The organism is Bacillus cereus group sp. MYBK245-2, from assembly GCF_051916145.1.
GTDB lineage: Bacteria > Bacillota > Bacilli > Bacillales > Bacillaceae_G > Bacillus_A > Bacillus_A pacificus.
Genome location: NZ_JBQAGB010000009.1, coordinates 135,328 through 156,259, shown reverse-complemented (window position 1 = coordinate 156,259; position 20,932 = coordinate 135,328). Strand labels below are relative to the sequence as shown.

The window sequence follows — 20,932 nt, the reverse complement described above, 5'->3', positions numbered from 1 at the left end:
AAAAGGACAGATGATTAGTAAGTCCTATAATAAACAAGGGATTCAATAAAATGTTACACATTTTATTAAGGAAAGTACATCACTATTGAATAGTGGTGTATTTTTCTTTTAAAAGACCTCTACATGACCTCATTTACTACTACAACATTTGAGTTTTATCATAAATAATTTTATTGTAAAGTGACGAAAAAGTTGCTTGATTTACAATAAAGTCGTTTAAAAAATAATAAAGTTGCTAAAAAAATGAGAGTCATTTTAAGCTATATGTGATAAAATATACAAATCAAATTTAGGAGGAGTTATTTATGAAGTGCAATAAATATAATTGGGTACATTTAAAGAGGGAAAGCGTATCAATGACCCTATAAACTACGTCTACCCTCATTATTTATTGGAGGGTTAAATGTGAATACATCTCATTCACAGTCAAATTCACGTCATAATCAAGTTTTATTATGGCTTTGTGTTCTTTCTTTTTTCAGCGTTTTAAATGAAATGGTTTTAAATGTTTCATTACCTGATATTGCTAGCGATTTTAATAAGGAACCAGCAAGTGTAAACTGGGTAAACACAGCGTTCATATTAACTTTTTCCATAGGAACAGCTATATATGGAAAGCTATCGGATCAGCTAGGCATCAAAAAGCTACTCCTATTTGGAATTATAGTGAACTGCATCGGATCAGTTATCGGATTTGTTGGGCATTCGTTCTTTTCTGTAATTATTTTGGCTCGGCTTATCCAGGGCGCGGGTGCAGCTGCATTTCCAGCACTTGTGATGGTTGTTGTGGCGCGCTATATCCCAAAAGAAGATAGGGGTAAAGCATTTGGACTTATTGGGTCCATTGTAGCAATGGGAGAAGGTGTAGGACCATTTATTGGTGGAGTGATTGCTGAATATATCCATTGGTCTTATTTACTGCTTTTACCACTTGTGACGATTATCACTGTTCCATTCCTTGCAAAATTAATGAAACAGGAAGACGTAATAAAAGGCTCTTTTGATACTGTAGGGATAATATTCATGTCCGTAGGTATTGTATTTTTTATGATGTTTACGACATCTTATAGAATTTCCTTTCTAATCGTTAGCATTATATGTTTCCTGATATTTGTTAAACATATTAGGAAAGTATCTAATCCTTTTGTTGATCCTGCGCTAGGAAGAAATGTCCCATTTATGATTGGAATCATTTGTGGAGGACTTATATTTGGAACTGTAGCAGGATTTCTTTCTATGGTTCCTTATATGATGAAAGATGTGTATCAATTAAGTACTGCTGCAATTGGAAGTGGGATTATTTTCCCTGGTGCAATGAGTGTTATTGTTTTTGGTTATATTGGTGGAGTTCTTGTTGATAAGAAAGGCTCTTTATTTGTGTTAACAACTGGAGTTGCATTTCTTTCTATCAGCTTTTTAGTAGCTGCCCTTTTTATAGAAACAACACCATGGCTCATGACAAGTATATTAATTTTTGTTTTTGGAGGGCTTTCTTTTACGAAAACAGTTATCTCCACCATTGTTTCAAGTAGTTTGGAACAAAAGGAAGCTGGTGCTGGAATGAGTTTGCTTAATTTTACAAGCTTTTTATCAGAAGGAATGGGTATTGCAATTGTAGGTGGATTATTATCGATAGGTTTGCTAGATCGAAAATTGTTACCTATAAATGCTGATCCATCCACTCATTTGTACAGTAATATGCTATTTCTTTTTGCGGGGATCATCGTCATTAGCTGGTTGGTTACTATGAATATGTATAAGCGTTCAAGAAGAAATAGCTGAACTTGACTGGGCCGCTATTGTTGAATAAAACTTAGATTTTCAAATGACTTTATCGTTATTTTTTTTAGTGTAGTGAAATATCTTACATCAAAAATTAAACAACTTTAAGTATAACCCCGTCCTAAATTTAGAACGGGGTTATATTTATTTGAGCTTTTAAAATTTAATAACTTTATTGTTATTTTACATTTATACAATGAAAAAAATTCCGAGAAGTTATTCTTCATTAAATAACTAATTATTTAAACATTTCAAAATGACCTGTAACCCACTTTTGATGATTACGAGCAAGGTATTGTTCCGTCTGAATAAGTTTATCTACAAGTTCTTCTTTAGATAATTTCATATATTTACTTCTTACTTTTAAAATATTGCGACTAGGTGAAATGTTTCTTATAGTCGATTCATCAAATGTGGTTTGTGGTGCAGTCTTTTTCTTGTTTTGTTTTATTTTAAAAGTCTTACTATATTGTTTGTAATAAGAATACAGTTCCTCATTTCTTTTTATTGTATTAGAATGGATACCTTTTCCTGTTACATCAAGTTCTTTTGATTTCTCATGAATGTTTTTGTATGTTACAGGAATTCCATTTGAAATGAGAGTATCAATTGTCAACATACCTAATTGAATAGAACGATTTTTTCTTTGTTCGTGAACAGACCTCAACCAAGAACGACTACCAGAAGGTGTTAGATTTGATAACTGGTTCATATCTCTGTTCCTCTCTATATTTTTTGATTAAATCAATTTCTTTTAATTCAATTTTAGCTTGTTTCCGCATTTCTTTTGCTTTTCTTACTTCAATTTCGAGCCCAATTTTTTTGAAACGTTTTTCCATGTCCTCTGCAACCTTAATAGCTTCTAATAGTTCATGTTCTTGTTCTGGTTGTGGGATTTTTGCTTTGCACCCTAAACATGCCATCTTCGTCGGACATACATAATCTGTCACACAAGTGCCGCCTAAAACGTTATTAAAAACTCCAACTTTTTCACTATACTCTGTAAGTTCTTTTTGAAGTTCTACTGGACTTCGTAGTAAAGCATCATCTATGTCAATATAGCTAGAAATTACATCTTGAAGTTCACCGACCGATTCAGCAATTTGACTTGGAGTTGGAGCCGAATAGTATTCAGTTACCACTAAGTCTCGTTGATGCAGAATTTTCGCCAAAATATCAATAGGCATCTTTTGACGTTGTACAGCTTCTGTTGCAAATGCATGCCGTAACAAATGTGTTTTTACAATTACAGGAGAGCCCTCTTGTGTTTCAAATCTTAACCCGTGTAGTAGAAATCGAATACAGGCATACACTGCATGAATCTTAAAAGCTTTATGATTATATTGAAAATAATAAGGCTTTTCTCCTGGAAACAAGTGCTTTCTATCATGACGATATTCAACACTGGGAATTTTTCCTCCATAATGATCCTTTAGCATTCGTGAAACAGTTTGGATAATTTGCATTGTTTGTTTACTCACATAAAATTCTTCTACAATATCTCTTCCTTTTGGAATCGCATAAAATGAATAATGAAGTTTTTCTTTTACCAATTTAGTTTGTATACATTCTTTCGTGTTGCTAATTTGTAATAGTTCATTTATTCTTGCTCCTGTTGTTGTAAGAATATCTATCGCCAATAAACCAAATGTACATCCAGCATAAAAAGGTTCTACATCAAAAAAAACACCTTTTACATTATTCCTATAACGACCTAAAAAAGCAGAAAAACTAATTATATCTTTATGACCACTAGCAAACGGAGGGGATTTACTTTCAGAATTCTTATCCATATACCCCCACAATTTTAGAAAGTCTTGTTTTTGTTTTATTTCTTCTTTGTTGGCCCTTTGAAATAAATTTCCTAGAACATCATTTTCAATTAAATCAGTAAACCATAATCCATCTACTTCGTCATCTTCATCTAAAGGTTCAGATTTTACAAATTCTAAAAAGTGGTGATTATTATTTTTCGAATAGGTTGATTTACGTTCTTGTGCTTGTTTAACTACTGTTTTGGGGAAGTATTCTTCGTGGTGTAATACAAATGACTGCTTATCCCATAAACGAAAATAAAAACGTTCTCCAATTCGTGTCGGTTCTTCGTAATGAAATTCCAGTGGAAGAGATAAGTTTTGTTCCTCAACACGTTCTATTGTTTTTTGAAAACTTTCCCTTATACGTTTTATTTGATTCCAGCGGAAATGGGCTTCCGATCGGATTTTGGGTAGAAAAGGAACTATAGCATCTGTTTCATCTTTCCGACTATTTTGTGCCTGTTCCGTCGCTAATTTTTCAAATAGAAAATCATTTGAGTTAAATAAAGGTATAGGAAAAAGAAATTGCTCAAAATATTCTTGTTGTTCGATTGATAATTTATGAGTTAACCACTTTTTCATTTGAGAGGAAAGTGCTCTATAATTTTTAAAAAAACTCATTCTCATAGAATTGGAATGTTCGGGATAAATTGTTCCTTTAAAATATTTATACAAATGTTCCATAACATCAAATTCTGACATCGTATTCAAGTTAAATGCTAAAAAAATATCTTGGAATCTTGGATTAGCATTTATTAATGTATTTCTAATTGTATGCGAATCTAGATTTTTATCCGCACTAGTAAGTATCCCTAATAAGAGATGATTTGCCCAAGGTTTATTAACACAAGCACTCAAGAAATACTTTAAGTTTCTTTCATCTAATTTATCTAAAAGAAAAATACCTCTTGAGTCTTTTAAGTGAAGAATTTTTCCGTCCACTTTTTCCTTTAACTTATCATACCATTCATTATTTGGTACATCTCTAATTATTGTTGACATACTTACTCCAACCCTTCTAACAGTTCTTGTAAATCATGATCTATTTCTTTTTGGACTTCAATTGTTGTATGTTGGAATTCGATGTTTTTCTTCATTTTTTTACTTTGTTCATATTCGATTTCATTTTTTTGCATATTTTCAAACATTTGGTCATGTGATTCTCGATGTTTTTCCTCATCGAAATAATGCTCATACACTCTAATGGTATCTGGATTTTTCCATTTCATATACTTAATAAGTTCATTCTTTCGTTGGTGGATTTCGGAATCATATTTAGAAATGTTATGAATCTCTCTAAGTCTAGTTGTGACAAACCAATGCCTTGCTTTATGTGGATTCAACTTAATATCGCCATTTGTCATTGCTTTGTTCCAATGATAGTACCAAGCATGATACGTTAAAGGTGTACCAAACTCTGAAAGGAATATAGGAGCTTCATCAGATAGTTGTTCATAATTAAAATGGTTTATATCATATTTCATTCTTTCGGTATTAATATATTGAAAAAGGCGTTTTACAGTGTCTTTGCTAAATCGAAGAAACTTTACCTTTCTTCCATAGCTACCTTTACTGAATGTAATGACTTCTTGATGACTTTTTCTTGAACGATAATCTCCAATTGTTAATTCAATGATTTCAGAAGCCCTAGCTCCAGTTTCAAAAAGCATTCGTGATATAACCGTTTCTCTTTGAGACCAATTTATATTTTTCCCCGCTTGATAGACTTGAAAGGGTAAGTGGGGATCGTCAATAATCTTAGGTTGCCATTCATCATTGATAATTTTGAAATAAGAATCCGTTAATCTACGATGTTCTAAAGGTTCTTCTGTTCCGCTAATAGCGGGCATGCGTGGTTTGTCCTTTCTAACACCTTCAACATGACTACGATAGTCATTGAGAATTGCTTCGGAATCTATTAATGGATTAGGATGATTATACTCGTCTAAACGAATAAGCGATTTATAGAATGATTTAATCGCAGATAAAAAAAGATTTACGGTATTGGGGCTTTTGTTTGTTAGATTAACAAAGCAAAAACTATCCTTTTCACGAACTCTACATTCCATTTCGCTTTTTAAATAATCTTCAATGGCTATTCGTATAATTTCTGGTGAATCATCCCATTTCACATGTCTTTCTTGATAGTTGCTATGCTGTTCTAACCAATAAAAAAAAGGTAACAGACATTGTAAATAAGATAAAGCTGAACTTTTCGATATTCTTCCTATACTATCTTGGTAAAAGTCCGTTAAAGGCAAAAATGGTTCATTATTACTATTAAAAACTAGCAATTCATATCGACTCTCAACATCCTTCGGACAATATGCATAATAATATCCTTGGCCCATTGTGCAAATCACCTTCCAGCAACTTTAAATAAAATTAATCTTCTAACCAGTTGTAGAGTGCAATCTTTGATTGGTATGTGTTTTCTGCTTTGTTTTGCATCGCATCGTAGTCTTGCTGTGTAAGATCAGATAAGTGTTTGTTTTGTTTTTTAGGTATTTTAACGAGAAGAGTAGTTGGACTCCAATTTTCACGAATCGCTTTTTTAATAAATCCATCAGGGTTTTTCACTTTTGTAGTAGACTGCTGCATAATAAGTAGTATTTCTAAAGTACGTTTAATTCCAACAATAGATAAGACTGAATGAATTTCTTTCGTAGGTGAGGTAAGTGTAACAGCTTCGTATGCTAATTTTATTAGCGTAGCTTCTTCATTTTCAAATGACTTTATGTGGGATTCTTGATGGGGTTCTTCTTTTGTGGGAACGATCTCTGTAATATGAAGCAAATCACTTTCAAGTATCCGCCATCCTTCTTTATCACTATTGCGATATGAATTAGGCAGCTTACCAGAACGTATCCACCTTTTAATCGTTTCTTCATGCTTCCCTATGAGGGAGGACACTTCTTTGACTGTGTATATTTTCATAAACACACCTCATTAAAAGTTTTTGTTTCCAGAATATTCTATTTTAATTATACAAAAATTGAATGCTGTAGTAAATCTATTTTTTTGTTGTGGTAGCAAATGAGGTCATAAAGAGGTCTTCTAAAAGAAAAATACACCACTAGAAATTAGTGATGTATTTCCGTTAATAAAATGTGCAACATTTTATTAACATAAAGGCTTATAAAAGCTTTGTGTGTTAGAACCTACTTTAATATTACATAGTAGATTCTTTTTTTCTTTTTATTAGGGGTAAGGTATTCTATGAGATTCATAGAAGCCTTATTACATTTTATTATATAGAATATATTGGAATAAATGTTTATATTTTTCATAGTAATTGTGAAAATTTTATGAACTTTATATTTAATGCATTTTTATAATACAACTAATACGTATGAATTCATGTCAAAACTTAACAAACGTAAGGGGCTTAGGAGAGTTTGTGCAACATAAAAGGTCATGATTGACACAACTAATAATTAATCGGTGATGAAAAAACTTATTAATTAGAGTTTCAATTTGCACGGATATATTTTTCATTTTTAATTGAAAAATAAAATTTGTTCGAATAATTATTCTTCAGCTATATACCTACAGGCACATTCTTCGTATAATGGAGAAGTATGAATTTTGAATTTGTATGAATTTTACATATTGAGGTGAAAAAGGAATGAATGCGCGGCTAATGGAACTTATTGATGTGAGTACAATAGAAACCATGGCAGAACAATTTTATCAATTAACCAACATATCACATCAACTTCTTGATGCTGAAAAAGAATGTATATTTTCATTTGGAATAAATGAAAAGAAAATATGTAAACTTCCCAAACTTGAAATCCCCATTTTTTTATACAATCAATATTTAGGATCTTTTGTTGTATGGTCTCAGAAAAGCGAAATTTTCAATTGCCAAAAATACTTTGAAATGCTTTCAAATTTAATTATAGATGGAGTAATGAAAGGATTTCAAAATAAAAATACGACGTTACTTACTCGAAAAGAGGAGGAACTACATACAATCTTACAAAACATGCCTGTTATGGTTGATGCACTTGATTATAATGGAGATTTTGTTTTGTGGAATCGCGAATGTGAAATTGTGACAGGCTATACTGCGGAAGAGGTAATTGGAAATCCAAACGCACTTCGATTACTGTATCCGGATCATGATTATCGTCACGAGATACAAAAGAAATTTTTGACTCGTGGAAAGAACTTTAGAGACTGGGAAATGCGTTTAACTTGTAAAAATGGTGAAATTAAAACGATAATGTGGTCCAATATATCAGAACAGTTTCCTGTAAGTGGATTTAGTTATTGGGCTGTTGGTGTGGATATTACACATTTAAAAGCAATAGAAGAGAAATTAAAACAACAAACGTCTGAATTAGAAGTAATTTTTCAGGCTTTACCAGATTTATGTTTCTTAACGGAAGATGATGGAACAATTATTGATTATAAAGCAGGATCCCCTACAAAATTTTACGTACCCGCAGAAGCTTTTATGGGAAAAAAGTTTTACGAAGTATTACCATCTACAGTAGCAAAAAAATTTCAAGAAGCAATTTGTCAAGTGAAAGAAAAAGGGACAAATGTAATTGTGGAATATCCACTTACAATTAATGAAAGTATCGATTTCTTCGAAGCTAGATGTTTACCGTTATTGCATGATAAAATTATGATTATTGTACGTGATATTACAGATCGGAAAAAGACAGAAGAATTGCTAAATAAATCAGATACACTTGCAGCAATCGGTCAATTAGCAGCTGGTGTTGCTCATGAAGTTAGGAATCCATTAACAGTCATTAAAGGCTTTATACAGCTATTTCAAATTAATAAAGAAGATCAAGAAAAATATTTTGATCTAATGCTTTCTGAAATTGAAAGAATAGAAGCGATTCTTCAAGAATTTTTATCGATTGCTAAAACAGATGAACTAAGCACGGAAAAGAAAAATCTTTATCAAATATTTAAAAATGTCGTTTCGTTAATAAATACAAAAGCAATTATGACAAATATTCAAGTTGAATTATATGCAGATTCCAAAGATATAATCATTGAATGCTCAGAAAATCAACTGAAACAAGTATTTATTAACATTTTGCAAAATTCAATCGAAGCTATGCCAGATGGTGGGAGAATTTCAATTCACATAAAAGAAATAGGCAAAGATGGTATCATTATTAATGTAATTGATAAAGGAATAGGAATACCTGAAGAACGAATTAAAAGATTAGGTGAACCTTTTTATAGTACGAAAGAAAAAGGTACCGGTATTGGGTTGATGTTAAGTTATAAAATTATTGAAAGTCATCAAGGGAATATAAGTATTATGAGTGAGGTTGGCGTCGGAACAACAGTAACGATTTACTTGCCAAAATTTCAGAGTAAAAAGTCTTTATCAAATTATGATGATAGATTTGAATCGATACGTCCAATTATTAACTCTTAAATTTATTAAATACCCAATAACCAAAAGCTAAGCTTTTGGTTATTGGGTATTTTTGTATTTAATTTAGAAAACTTTACCTTTTCTTTAGATTTGCTTTAATTTCTATTAAGTTTTTATCAATATATTAGTATTTGTGCAAAGTAATGTATAGAAAATGTGCATTACTTTTAATATATAGATTCAATTATTAATAGAAATACAGTAAGGAGGAGATTATGACAAGGTGAAAAAACAAGAGAAAAAAAGCGGTAGAGCAGTACCGATGCGGTTAAACATTTTATTCTTATGTGTATTTATATTGTTTTCTGCCATGATTATACAATTAGGTAAAGTACAAATTATCGATGGTGAGACGTATAAAAATGAAGTGGAGAAGAGAGAAAATGCAACCGTAAGCCTTTCTGTGCCGCGGGGAAAAATATTTGACCGAGAAGGGAATCCAGTAGTTGATAATAAGTCTTTACGTACAATTACATATACAAAGATGAAAGGTGTAAAATCAGAAGAAATATTAAAAACAGCAAGACAACTTGCAGACATAATTGAAATACCACAAGAAGATATAGACAAGCTAACTGAGACGGATAAGAAAGATTTTTGGATGCAATTAAATCCGAAACTAACTGAAAAATTAGTATCTAAAAAAGAAATAAATAAGTTCAGAGATAAAGATATTACCGGAAAAAATTTAGATAAAAAAATTGAAGAGTTAAAAAGAAAACGAGTTACAGATAAAGATCTTCAAGATTTAACAGATAAAGATATTAAAGTGTTAGCTATTAAAAGTAAGATGACTTCTGGTTATCAAATGGCTCCTCAAATTATTAAAAAAGATGTTAGTGAAAAGGAATTTACTATAATTAGTGAAGGTTTAGCAAATCTCCCAGGTGTAGATGTGTCGGTTGATTGGGAGAGAGTGTATGTAAATGATGGGTTATTCCGATCTGTTCTTGGAAATGTTTCTAATTCCGATGAAGGATTACCAAGTGAAAAATTAGATTATTACTTGGTACGAGATTATAGCCGAAATGATAGGGTTGGAAAAAGTTATATTGAGCAGCAATATGAAGATGTACTTCATGGTACAAAAAAAGAAGTAAGAAGCGTTGCAGATAAACAAGGTACTACAATTAGAACGGAAACAATTTCGGAGGGAAAGAGCGGTAAGAACTTAACTTTAACGATAGATATGGAATTACAGAAAAAAGTAGAAGAAAGTATAGAAAAAATATTAAAGGCATATAAAGGATCTGAATCTATGTTGGACCGTGCTTTCGTTGTAATGATGAATCCGAAAAACGGACAAGTATTATCAATGGCTGGGAAAAGACTTGTAGAAAAAGACGGGAAAACAGAAGTTGAAGACTATGCATTAGGCACAATGACTAGTTCATATGAGCTGGGATCAACAGTTAAAGGTGCGACAGTTTTAACTGGATTTGAAACGAAAGCTATAACACCAGGTACTTATTTTTATGATGCACCTATGAAGCTTAAAGGTACTAGGGAGAAGAAGTCTTGGAAAGAGTTTGGAAACATTGATGATTTAAGAGCGTTACAAGTCTCTTCAAACGTTTATATGTTTCATACAGCATTAAAAATTGCAGGCGTGGATTATGTGAAAAATAGTTCATTAAATATTAAACAGGAATACTTTGATAAAATGAGGTACTATTTCAGACAATTCGGATTAGGTGTTCCAACGGGCATCGATCTACCGAATGAAACAGCTGGACAAATTGGTAAAAAAGATAATCAGCCGGGTTTCTTATTAGATTACTCAATTGGTCAGTATGACACGTATACACCACTTCAGCTCGTACAGTATATTTCAACAATTGCAAACGGTGGATATCGAATGAAGCCACAAATTGTACAAGAGGTAAGAGAGCAAACGTCGCAAAAAGATGAGATTGGTAAAGTGGTGCATGCAGTAGAACCAATTGTTTTAAATAAAATTGATATGAAAGAGGAATATATAAATCAAGTAAAAGAAGGATTTAGAAAGGTATTCCAAGAGGGTGATGGAACAGGAGTAAGGGCGTTCCAAAAAGCATCTTATAAACCAGCAGGTAAAACAGGAACAGCACAGACGGTATACGGTGGAGAAAGTGATATTGGAAGAAATGAAAAAGGCGAGAGAAGAGAATGTTATAACTTAACGTTAGCAGGATATGCGCCATATGATAATCCAGAAGTAGCGTTTTCCGTAGTTGTGCCGTGGGTTATGAATGACAAATCTGGTATTAACTCTGATATTGGAAAAGAAGTTTTAGATGCTTATTTTGAATTGAAAAATAAGCGATTGACTGGAGAAACTGTAAAAATAGATAGCTCTAAAGAAGATTAAAACATATGAAATGTTATAAAAATAGAGTTGTCTTATTTGAGAATTAATTCAAAATGGGTGAGAAAGAAGGATAAAATTATTCTATCAATTATTCACATTTTATAAAATAAAACATATATTGATAGCATAGGACAAGCTGAAAAGCTTATTCTAACCTCACAGAACACTCCTTATCACGGTTTGGCATCTACATATGTAGATGCCTTTTTTTAATTAAATAACTGATAATTATTTATCAATCTAAAGTAGCAAGTATATTAGGACTATTAGGGGAAGTTTGACGGTAATAATTACAGTATGCTTAATAAGTGAATTGAAATGTAAGGAGTGAGAAATAAGTGCTAAATATTTTAGTGGTTAATTTTCCAGCAGAGGGACATGTAAATCCTACATTAAGTTTAGTTAAAGCCTATACTGAACGGGGGGATCACGTACATTATATTACGACAGAACAATTTAAAGACAGAATTGAAGATTTGGGAGCTATTGTATATACACATCCAGATTTATTAAAGGAGATTTCTATTGATTCTGAAACTCTAGATGGGCTGAATTCTTTCTTTCGTGTACATGTTCAAACTTCTTTATATATATTAGAAATTGTGAAACAATTATGTGAAAACATAAATTTTGATTTCGTAATTTATGATATATTTGGTGCTGGAGAGTTAGTAAAGGAGTATTTACAAATTCCAGGCATAGTTTCTTCTCCTATATTTTTAATTCCTACTGAATTTTTAGAGACTTTACCTTTTCATCCTAATGCAGCAATACCATTCCGACCTGATGAAATTTCTGAACAGTTGTTATATCAAATGGATCGTGAATTTGGAGTAAAGCCTAAAAATAATCTTCAATTTATGCATAATAAGGGAGATGTTACTCTTGTGTACACAAGTCGTTATTTCCAACCTAATAGCGATTCGTTCGGAGAAAATAACATTTTTATTGGACCAAGTATTTCAAAGCGTAAAATAAATGTTGAATTTCCACTTGAATCGCTTAAAGATAAGAAAGTTATTTATATTTCAATGGGAACACTGCTTGAAGGGATCGAACCATTCTTTAATGCATGTATTGATGCTTTCTCAGATTTTAATGGATTAGTTGTAATGGCAATTGGCGATAGAAATGATCGTTCTAAAATTAAGGAAGCGCCAAACAATTTTATAATTGCTCCATACGTACCTCAATCAGAAGTATTAAGTGAAGCAGATGTTTTTATTACACATGGCGGTATGAACAGTGTACACGATGCTATTCATTTTAATGTCCCATTTGTCATCATTCCACATGATAAAGACCAGCCAATGATAGCACAAAGATTAACTGAGCTTGAAGCAGCGCATCGGTTATTGAAAGAGAATGTTAATGTGCAAACGTTAAAAGAAGCGGTAACCGATGTTCTTTCAAATGAAAAGTATAAGCATGGAATACGAAAACTGAAAGATAGTTTTTTAGATTGTGGTGGTTCAAATGAAGCAATCACAGTGATTACATCTCTTTTAAATAAATAGTGTGGGTAATATAAAAGCATAGAGGCGCACCTTTATGCTTTTATATGATTATCCCGCAAACTGCACAGCAGTATTTGCATGTAAAAAAGCAGTATCAAAAACAGGAACAGTAAGGTCGTTTTGGGAAATGAGCAACGGTATTTCGGTGCAACCTAGTAGTATACCTTCTGCGCCATTTTGAATTAATGACTTTGTAATTTGTAATAGCTTTTCTTTTGATGTTTCTGAAATAATTCCTTTACTTAATTCATTTAAAATAACATGATGAATAAAATTTCTTTCCTCTTTATTGGGGATGATTGTCTCAATGCTATAATTCGCTAATCGTGATTTATAGAAGTCTTGTTCCATCGTTTGTTTCGTACCCAATAATCCGATACGCTTTATATTCTGTTCTACCATTTCTTTAGCACTTACATCACCTATGTGAAGAAGTGGAATGGATATTGCACTTTCCACTTCTTCAGCAAATAGATGGACCGTATTGGAACACATTAATAAACATTCAGCTCCGGATTTTTCAACCTTCTTTGCAACGGTGACTAATTCGTTTTTCACTTCTTCATATTGGTGATTTTGTAATAAAGTAGTTACTTCACCAAAGTCCATGCTATATAAAACAAGCTTTGCATTTTGATCGTATTGAGAGAGTGTAAGTGTATTAATATGTTTATAGTATAATGATGTAGATTCCCAACTTAGTCCACCAATTAAACCGATTACTTTCATCGTACATTCCTCCCGTAACTATTTTGAATTTATTATTTCACAATTCCGATAAGAATACAATGATTTAAATGTACTATTAGACAAAAAATAAAAATAATTAGAAAAGTGTTGAAATTTATATTTTTTAATGCCATAATACGAATTACAAATTAATACTTATCCAGAGAGGTGGAGGGAACGGCCCTATGAAACCTCAGCAACCCCTATATATATTTATAGGAAGGTGCTAATTCCGCAGAGAACACGATGTGTTTTTTGGAAGATAAGAGGATTCTTGAACGTGAAAGAAAATGACCTCTTATGTAAGAGGTCATTTTTTGTTGTATAGAAAGGGAGTGTCGATGCATAATTCATTTTCAAAATAAATATAGAGTAATAAAAGTTGACTATTAAGAGGGGAGAATTGTAATGAATAAATTATCAACAAAATTAGTAGTGGCAATCGGAATTGGAGCAGCATTATACGGGATATTAGGACTTTGGGGATTTTCTATTGCACCCAATACATTTATTAAACCTGCGTTAGCTATTTTAACCATTTTTGGTGCGTTATTTGGCCCAGTGGCAGGACTATTAATAGGACTTATCGGTCATACCGTAACAGATACAATTGCTGGCTGGGGTATTTGGTGGGGCTGGGTTTTTAGTTCAGGCATTATCGGCTTTGCAATGGGGCTCATTCAAAAAAGAGTTGGCTTTAGTGTGAAAAACGGGACATATAATAAAGGGGATATTTCCTATTTAGCTATTACTGGCTTAATTGGTATTGTCATTGCTATTATATTTGCTGGGGCATTCGATATTATCGTGATGGGAGAACCATTTGACAAAATTGTTATACAAGTATTAGGTGCAACAGTTGCTGATGTTATTGTATTTTTAGTTCTTGGATTGCCAATTACAATAGGGTTAGCTAAATCTAATAAGAAACATACACATTTAAAAATTGAAAAGTAGGGATGTTAACATGCAACCAATTATTTCTTTTGAACAATTCAACTTTCAATATAAGCATGCAGCGCAGCCTACTGTTAAAAACGTTACATTTCATATATATCCTGGGGAAAAAGTGCTAATTGCTGGGCGAAGTGGTTCAGGGAAGTCAACATTAGCTCATTGTATGAATGGGCTAATCCCATTTTCTTATGAAGGGACTAGTACTGGTACTATTTTAATTGACGGAAAAGACCCGAGGAAAGGAAGTATTTTTGAACAGAGTAAACAGGTTGGAACAATTTTGCAAGATCAAGATGCACAATTTATTGGTCTTACAGTAGAGGAAGATGTAGCTTTTTATTTAGAAAATGAATGCGTAAATGAAGATGATATGAAAAAGATTGTTTCGGAATCATTAAAAAAGGTAAAGATGCATACTTTTCATAAACAAAATCCACATGAATTATCAGGAGGACAAAAACAAACTGTTTCTTTAGCAGGTCTGTTAACAACAAATGCTCATATATTATTGTTCGATGAACCGTTAGCAAATTTAGATCCAGTTAGTAGCTTACATACAATAGAACTTATTAAAGATATACATAAACAATATAATAAAACAATTGTAATTATTGAACATCGAATAGAAGAAATGTTAAATCTGGATTTAGATAAAATTATTTTAATGGATGAAGGGGAAATCGTTGAGATAGGAACACCAGAAGAGATTTTGGCCTCAAATATATTACCTTCTATTGGCTTAAGGGAACCTATGTACATGGAAGCATTAAAGAGATTACAGTTTGATAGTAAGAATGAGGTAATATACCCTCTTGAAAATCTTCAAATAGAAAGTGTTCGTAGCGCAATAAATGAGTGGATGGAGAAGCAAGTTTTTTGTGAAAATACTCCTAAAAACAAAGAAATATTGAAAGTAGAAAATTTGTCTTTCTCCTATTCTAATAAGCAAAAAGTATTAGACAATATAACTTTCTCCATAAAAGAAGGGGAAATTGTTGCACTTTTAGGTCATAATGGCGCCGGAAAATCAACACTCGCTCATAGTTTGATAGGTATAAACAAAACAAATAATGATAGGATTTTATTTAATGGAATAAATATCAATACTTGGTCTATTCGTAAACGTGGAGAGATTATATCATATGTCATGCAAAATCCAAATCATATGATTACACAGCCTACTGTTATAGAAGAGGTTTCATTCACATTAAAATTAAAAAAGGTATCAAAGGAAGAAATTAAGCTTAGAGCGGAAGAAACGTTAAAAATTTGTGGCTTGTATCCATTTCGAAATTGGCCAATCCAGGCATTAAGTTATGGACAAAAAAAGAGAGTAACGATTGCATCTGTACTAACAACAAATCCGAAACTTATCATTTTAGATGAGCCGACAGCGGGACAAGATTATTATCATTATAAAAAGTTTATGACATTTATTAGAGAACTAGCTGCAAAGGGAATATCTTTTATTTTTATTACACACGATATGAATCTTGCATTAGAATATGCAGACAGGGCGATAGTTCTACATGAAGGAGAAATTATTGCGAATAATACCGCGTCTACTGTATTAGGAAATCTAGAAACGTTACAAAGGGCGAACTTAAGGGAGAGTTCTTTATTCAAACTCGTTAAATTTAGTGGTATTGCAAATCCTGAAAGGTTTATAGAACTTTATTTTAATGTTATGAGGAGGGCGGAAGGTGTATAGTACATATTTTCACCGTATGGATGGAGCAGTGAAATTGTTGTTATTTATTTTTTGTATGACGCTTACTTTTTTATTTTTTGATTTTCGCGTATTGCTATTTGTATTTATAATTGGATGTATTGGACTCCTGGTTGCTAAAATTCCATTTCGTAAAATTTTTATTGTTTTTACTGTTATATTTACATTTAGTTTATTAAATTCTGTTATGATCTTATTTATTACACCAACCCATGGATCTGAATTAACCGAATCATATACTTCATTTCTACATATTGGATATGCAACAATTACTTATGAAACATTATTTTATGCAGCTACACTTTCGTTAAAGTATTTTACGTTATTACCATTTACACTTATTTTTATTTATACGACTGATCCAAGCGGATTTGTGAGTAGCCTAAGTAAATTTCGAATTCATTATAAGATTACTTATGCGATAAATATTGCATTACGTTATATACCTGATATTCAGTCCGAATATAAAGTTATTAAACATGCCCAAGAGGCGAGAGGAGTAGCTTTTGAAAAAGGAGAAGCAAGTTTATGGATCCGCATGCAAAACCGTGTCTTAATTTTCTGGCCTTTAATTATTCATTCTCTAGATAGAATTGATATAGTTTCAAATGCAATGGATTTAAGAGGGTTTGGAAAGAAGGATACACGTACGTGGTTTTATACAAATAAAGCGAAAAGAGGAGATTTTGTTGCTTTATTTATAGGTGTTTTTATTTTAATTGTTGCTGTGTATTTAAAGTTACATGTATTTCAAAACTTTTGGTATCCATTTTAAAGCACTCTCAAATGAGTGCTTTACTTATTTTTATATAGACATGCTCAAAAAGGGGATATTTACATAATGTATAATACGAACCAGTTAAAATGATCAACTACCTATTAGTTTTCAAACCAAAAGGAGGAGAAAATATGAGTTACGGTGGTTCTTGTGGTTTTGGTGGAGGTTTCGCTTTATTAGTTGTGTTATTCATTTTGTTAATTATCGTTGGATGCAGCTGCTGGGGCGGAGGGTACTAATTTCTAATTAGTCTCCACAAATGTAAACTTACAAAACATAGAAGATACTTATGTATCGAAACAAATAAAAAAGGAGCAACTATGCTCCTTTTTTATTTGTTTTTAGATGAGTTCATATTATATTTCGGTAATGTAATTGTCAAAGTTGTACCTTTATTCATAACGCTTCGGATTTTCAAATTACCTTGCATCGTTTCAATAATTTTAACAGCAACCATTGTGCCTAAACCTGTACCCTTCGTTTTTGTACTAAAATACGGTTCACCAAATCGATTTATTTGCTCTTGTGACATACCAATTCCGCTATCCTCAATTCGTATGATAACCTTATTATTACTAATAGATGAGGAGATATTTAAAGTACCACCATTAGGCATTGCTTCAATACCATTTTTTATTAAGTTTAAAAAACATTGTTGAAAGTGCTGTTTATTACCAACAATTGTTGCCGTAGAGAAATCTTTTGTAATATGTATTGTATTCATATTACATAAAGGTAAGATCATGTTAATAACTCGATTTAACTCTTGTTCTACTGAAATATGATCTAATTTTTCTGAAGCAGGTTTGGCAAACGTTAAATAATCATCAATAATTCCTTGGGCACGATGTAACTCTTCAAGTATATGTTCAATATACTCGTCTCTTGATTCTGGAGTTAAATTTGGTGTTTTTAAAAGTTGAGTAAATCCTTTTACGACAGTTAATGGATTTCTTACTTCGTGCGATATACTAGCAGCAAGCTGGCTAACAATCTCCATTTTTTCCATTTTGATTAACTTCGATCGCATACATACTGCATCTTTTAAAACTTCATTAAAATAAATTACAAATAACATTAAAGTAGTTGGTAATATTATGAAATAAATGATGTATAAATTATTTACTTCAAAATCTGATAAGGTTAATACAATTACAGTTGTAAATATTGCTAGAAAAAATGTTAAAAACATTCCGTAAGCTACTTTAACTTTTCTATTATACTTATTAAATTTTGCGGATGCGAACGCTGTAATGATAAACATTGTGCCATAAACTAATATTGTTAACATACTAAATCCATAAAATGAAAACCTTGTAATTAATAAGATGGCAAGCAATATTATACCAACAGGGAAGCCGCCATAAAGCGTACCTATAATAACTGGTATTTGTCTTAAATCATGAATACAATTTTCATCCATATAGATAGGATAACGCATACATAAAATAAGAGGGATACTCGTACAAAGTATAATAAGTAGTTTTTTATATTTCTTTAAATTGCGCCCGCTATCATATATAAAATAAAAAATAAATATACTACTTAAAATGTAAAGAAGATTATTTAATACGTTTTGATTAATATAAACAAAGTTCATAATATTTGCCCCGTTATTTTGAATTTCCATTTCAAATATATTATACATGATTATAGTAGAAACTTTTTGCTTTTAATAATATAAGTTTATATCTTTTTAGCATTAGCCACGTTTAGCCATTCTTCATAAAATGCTTCAACCGATGCATATCGTTCAATTCTGTTTTCATTTACAGCACGATACGCTATTTCATATAAATCTTTACTTGCTTCCCATTTTGTAAAGGAGCGATCTTCTCCACCGCCCAAGAGAGCAAAAGCCATTGCCCCCATATTAAATACATTTGTCCTTGCGTCAATCATTGCATGTAGCTCGAATTCTTCAGGAGACATAAAACGAGAGGAACCCCATAATCTTCCCATTTTATTCACATACGGTTTTTTAGAATATAAATCAATATCACAAATCTTCGTCTCATTTGTTTGAAAATTATATAAAATACTACCGTCATAAAAATCTATTGCTACATAGTTGTTCTTTTCGACAAATGTATGGAAAGAAAAAATGGAATGTAATGATTGAATTCGTTCCATAACTGATAAATGCTTAAATTTATAAAATGGAGAGCTTGGATTAGTATATTTTTCAGGAGGCGGGAAACTCCAATGCGAATGAAGACATTCACCATCAAACCAATCAAAAATTAGTACATATCCAGAGTGAACTGGATAATGTTCAATTAGTTTTATAAGCGAGTCATGCTTTAATTCTTCGTATAGGGAAGCTGATTTTTTTAATCTTTCAATAGCGTCTTTCATTGTTCCTTCATATGCAAGTGTTTGTGCCCCTGCATATTTAATAAATTTCTTACGCCCATCTTTTTCTACACCGAAAGATAGATTGCCTGAATCTTGCTGGTCAAAAACCGCAAATACGTTTCCTAATTTCAATAGCCAATCAAAATTATGATGCTCTTTTAACCGGAATGTAACTTGATTCAACTGAATTTCAACTGGATAATCTTTCATAATATACCTCGCATTTATTATAATAAAGTTGTATATTTCAGTATTCGACATATTTTTTGAAAATCCTATGTTAAACACATGAAATTTTATAAATATAATAATAATTAATTATAAGAAGGTGAATAAAATGGCACAACAAATCGTTATTAAACCGTATGAAAAAGAATGGTATGAAGAGTATGTAATAGAAAAGGAGAAATTTATTTCTTTATTCGGAGAAGATTGTATTGCTATTGAACATATAGGAAGTACGTCTGTACAGGGATTAGGTGCGAAACCATTAATTGATATGATGATTGGTGTAACTGATTTGAAAGTTACAGAAACGTGGATTGAAGCCCTATTAAAAATTGGATATGAGTATGTTCCAAAAGAAACCCCTAATTGGCGTTTTTTTAGAAAGGGCAAATGGAGGGCAGGCACCCACCATTTACATGTTTATATTTATAATAGTGAGGAGTGGCAGAATAACATTTTATTTCGTGATTTTCTTAGAGAACATAAATGGGTACAAAAAGAATATAGAGAATTAAAAGAGAAACTTGCTGCTACATATCCTTTTGATCGTGCTTCATACACAAACGCAAAAGAACCGTTTATTCAAAAAATAATAAAATTAGCTAAAAATAATCACTAGAAAATTCAAGTGATCTTTAAATTCTCATTTTATTTTAATCTTTCTCTCATGTTCCTTTCTTTTTTATTTGATATTCTGCTTGTTACAGAAGGTTTATAAGGAAGGAGCTTGAATGAATTGGAGAAGGTACTAAGAAATAAATATATTCATTTGTATGTTAAAATTATAGGCATTACTATTATTTTTTGTAGTATAGCATTGTTATTTATTAATGTAATATACGGCAACGTATTAAATATGAAATGGTTAAATAAGAAATTAGGTTCTTTCGGTGAATACGGGGCAATTTTAGCTGCATCGTTATGGATTTTACGTCATATATGGTTATTTTTAAAAAAGAAAAATATCATTGGATTTAAATTGATGAAGGATGTATATCTTTTTATTAAAAAGTTTCACGTATTAATTGGATATACTGTATTAGCTGTATCAATTACTCACGGCATTTATTTTTTATTAAAAGGAAGTCGGCATTTGCTTATATTTTATAGTGGTATATTCTCTCTTTTCATTTTAATCATACTAGGAATCGTTGGATTTCTCTTACAGAAACATAATAAAAAAACAAACTTGATATTGTATAGAAAAGCACATCAAATCATTGCAATTATATTTGGGATAGGAGTACTCATTCATTTAACTGTATAGGAGG

Annotated in this window: 18 protein-coding genes and 1 riboswitch; of the genes, 11 read left to right on the top strand and 7 right to left on the bottom strand. The window is 31.5% G+C overall.

The annotated features are described in order from the left end of the window. The first annotated feature begins 305 nt into the window (after window positions 1–305). Together ACTFRN_RS16545 and tet are read left to right on the top strand one after the other, a co-directional pair. Window positions 306–368 carry a tetracycline resistance efflux system leader peptide gene (locus ACTFRN_RS16545; protein WP_106081929.1) on the top strand — a complete coding sequence of 21 codons (63 nt, stop codon included), beginning with the start codon at window positions 306–308 and terminating at the stop codon, window positions 366–368. A gap of 37 nt (window positions 369–405) precedes the next feature. Continuing rightward, a complete protein-coding gene (tet, locus tag ACTFRN_RS16540; RefSeq protein ID WP_001097891.1) occupies window positions 406–1,782 on the top strand; it encodes a Tet(L)/Tet(K)/Tet(45) family tetracycline efflux MFS transporter in 1,377 nt (458 codons plus the stop codon). A 238-nt stretch (window positions 1,783–2,020) separates the two neighbouring features. Here the strand turns inward: tet and ACTFRN_RS16535 are convergent, their stop codons facing one another. Genes ACTFRN_RS16535 through ACTFRN_RS16520 form a run of 4 tightly spaced genes read right to left on the bottom strand, consistent with a single transcriptional unit; the run spans window position 2,021 to window position 6,536 of the window. Beyond that, window positions 2,021–2,494 carry a hypothetical protein gene (locus tag ACTFRN_RS16535; protein WP_001072817.1) on the bottom strand — a complete coding sequence of 158 codons (474 nt, stop codon included), beginning with the start codon at window positions 2,492–2,494 and terminating at the stop codon, window positions 2,021–2,023. After that, the gene (locus ACTFRN_RS16530) at window positions 2,460–4,601 is read right to left on the bottom strand and encodes a site-specific integrase (protein WP_000104012.1); all 2,142 of its coding nucleotides are present in this window, start codon (window positions 4,599–4,601) and stop codon (window positions 2,460–2,462) included. Before ACTFRN_RS16530 ends, ACTFRN_RS16535 begins: the two co-directional genes overlap by 35 nt. A 2-nt stretch (window positions 4,602–4,603) precedes the next feature. Next, window positions 4,604–5,950 (bottom strand): tyrosine-type recombinase/integrase, encoded by a 1,347-nt coding sequence (locus ACTFRN_RS16525; protein ID WP_000529730.1) that lies wholly within the window; start codon window positions 5,948–5,950, stop codon window positions 4,604–4,606. 34 nt (window positions 5,951–5,984) lie between these two features. Then, window positions 5,985–6,536, bottom strand: coding sequence for a helix-turn-helix domain-containing protein (locus ACTFRN_RS16520; protein ID WP_000708737.1), 552 nt, complete (start codon window positions 6,534–6,536; stop codon window positions 5,985–5,987). A gap of 691 nt (window positions 6,537–7,227) precedes the next feature. Here ACTFRN_RS16520 and ACTFRN_RS16515 point away from each other — a divergent pair. From ACTFRN_RS16515 to ACTFRN_RS16505, 3 genes are all read left to right on the top strand, one after another. Beyond that, entirely contained in the window at window positions 7,228–9,015 is a 1,788-nt protein-coding gene (locus tag ACTFRN_RS16515) for an ATP-binding protein (RefSeq protein ID WP_140383377.1), read from the top strand. A 223-nt stretch (window positions 9,016–9,238) separates the two neighbouring features. Next, complete coding sequence (locus ACTFRN_RS16510; RefSeq protein ID WP_074615348.1) at window positions 9,239–11,365, top strand: peptidoglycan D,D-transpeptidase FtsI family protein; 2,127 nt, start codon at window positions 9,239–9,241, stop codon at window positions 11,363–11,365. A 338-nt stretch (window positions 11,366–11,703) separates the two neighbouring features. Continuing rightward, entirely contained in the window at window positions 11,704–12,882 is a 1,179-nt protein-coding gene (locus tag ACTFRN_RS16505; protein ID WP_000932169.1) for a macrolide family glycosyltransferase, read from the top strand. Between the two features lie 48 nt (window positions 12,883–12,930). On the opposite strand, the gene ACTFRN_RS16500 is transcribed toward ACTFRN_RS16505, so the two are convergent. Then, entirely contained in the window at window positions 12,931–13,611 is a 681-nt protein-coding gene (locus tag ACTFRN_RS16500; RefSeq protein WP_000864407.1) for an aspartate/glutamate racemase family protein, read from the bottom strand. Between the two features lie 153 nt (window positions 13,612–13,764). After that, window positions 13,765–13,880, top strand: a riboswitch (SAM riboswitch). Between the two features lie 139 nt (window positions 13,881–14,019). Here ACTFRN_RS16500 and ACTFRN_RS16495 point away from each other — a divergent pair. From ACTFRN_RS16495 to ACTFRN_RS16480, 4 genes are all read left to right on the top strand, one after another. After that, a complete protein-coding gene (locus tag ACTFRN_RS16495) occupies window positions 14,020–14,568 on the top strand; it encodes an ECF-type riboflavin transporter substrate-binding protein (RefSeq protein ID WP_049112470.1) in 549 nt (182 codons plus the stop codon). A gap of 10 nt (window positions 14,569–14,578) precedes the next feature. Beyond that, window positions 14,579–16,279, top strand: a complete 1,701-nt coding sequence (locus ACTFRN_RS16490) for an ABC transporter ATP-binding protein (protein WP_088106766.1) — start codon at window positions 14,579–14,581, stop codon at window positions 16,277–16,279. Then, window positions 16,272–17,072, top strand: a complete 801-nt coding sequence (locus ACTFRN_RS16485) for an energy-coupling factor transporter transmembrane component T family protein (protein ID WP_088106765.1) — start codon at window positions 16,272–16,274, stop codon at window positions 17,070–17,072. Before ACTFRN_RS16490 ends, ACTFRN_RS16485 begins: the two co-directional genes overlap by 8 nt. Before the next feature lie 134 nt (window positions 17,073–17,206). After that, window positions 17,207–17,314, top strand: coding sequence for a YjcZ family sporulation protein (locus ACTFRN_RS16480; RefSeq protein ID WP_000120182.1), 108 nt, complete (start codon window positions 17,207–17,209; stop codon window positions 17,312–17,314). A 92-nt stretch (window positions 17,315–17,406) separates the two neighbouring features. Here ACTFRN_RS16480 and ACTFRN_RS16475 read toward each other — a convergent pair whose 3' ends face one another. After that, window positions 17,407–18,675, bottom strand: a complete 1,269-nt coding sequence (locus tag ACTFRN_RS16475; RefSeq protein WP_001012272.1) for a sensor histidine kinase — start codon at window positions 18,673–18,675, stop codon at window positions 17,407–17,409. An 86-nt stretch (window positions 18,676–18,761) separates the two neighbouring features. Beyond that, complete coding sequence (locus ACTFRN_RS16470) at window positions 18,762–19,643, bottom strand: serine/threonine protein kinase (protein ID WP_088106764.1); 882 nt, start codon at window positions 19,641–19,643, stop codon at window positions 18,762–18,764. A gap of 127 nt (window positions 19,644–19,770) precedes the next feature. On the opposite strand from ACTFRN_RS16470, the gene ACTFRN_RS16465 reads away from it, so the two are divergent. Continuing rightward, on the top strand, window positions 19,771–20,280 hold the full coding sequence (locus tag ACTFRN_RS16465) for a GrpB family protein (RefSeq protein ID WP_014893681.1): 510 nt from the start codon (window positions 19,771–19,773) through the stop codon (window positions 20,278–20,280). 117 nt (window positions 20,281–20,397) lie between these two features. After that, entirely contained in the window at window positions 20,398–20,928 is a 531-nt protein-coding gene (locus ACTFRN_RS16460) for a hypothetical protein (RefSeq protein ID WP_014893680.1), read from the top strand. Window positions 20,929–20,932: the final 4 nt, after the last annotated feature.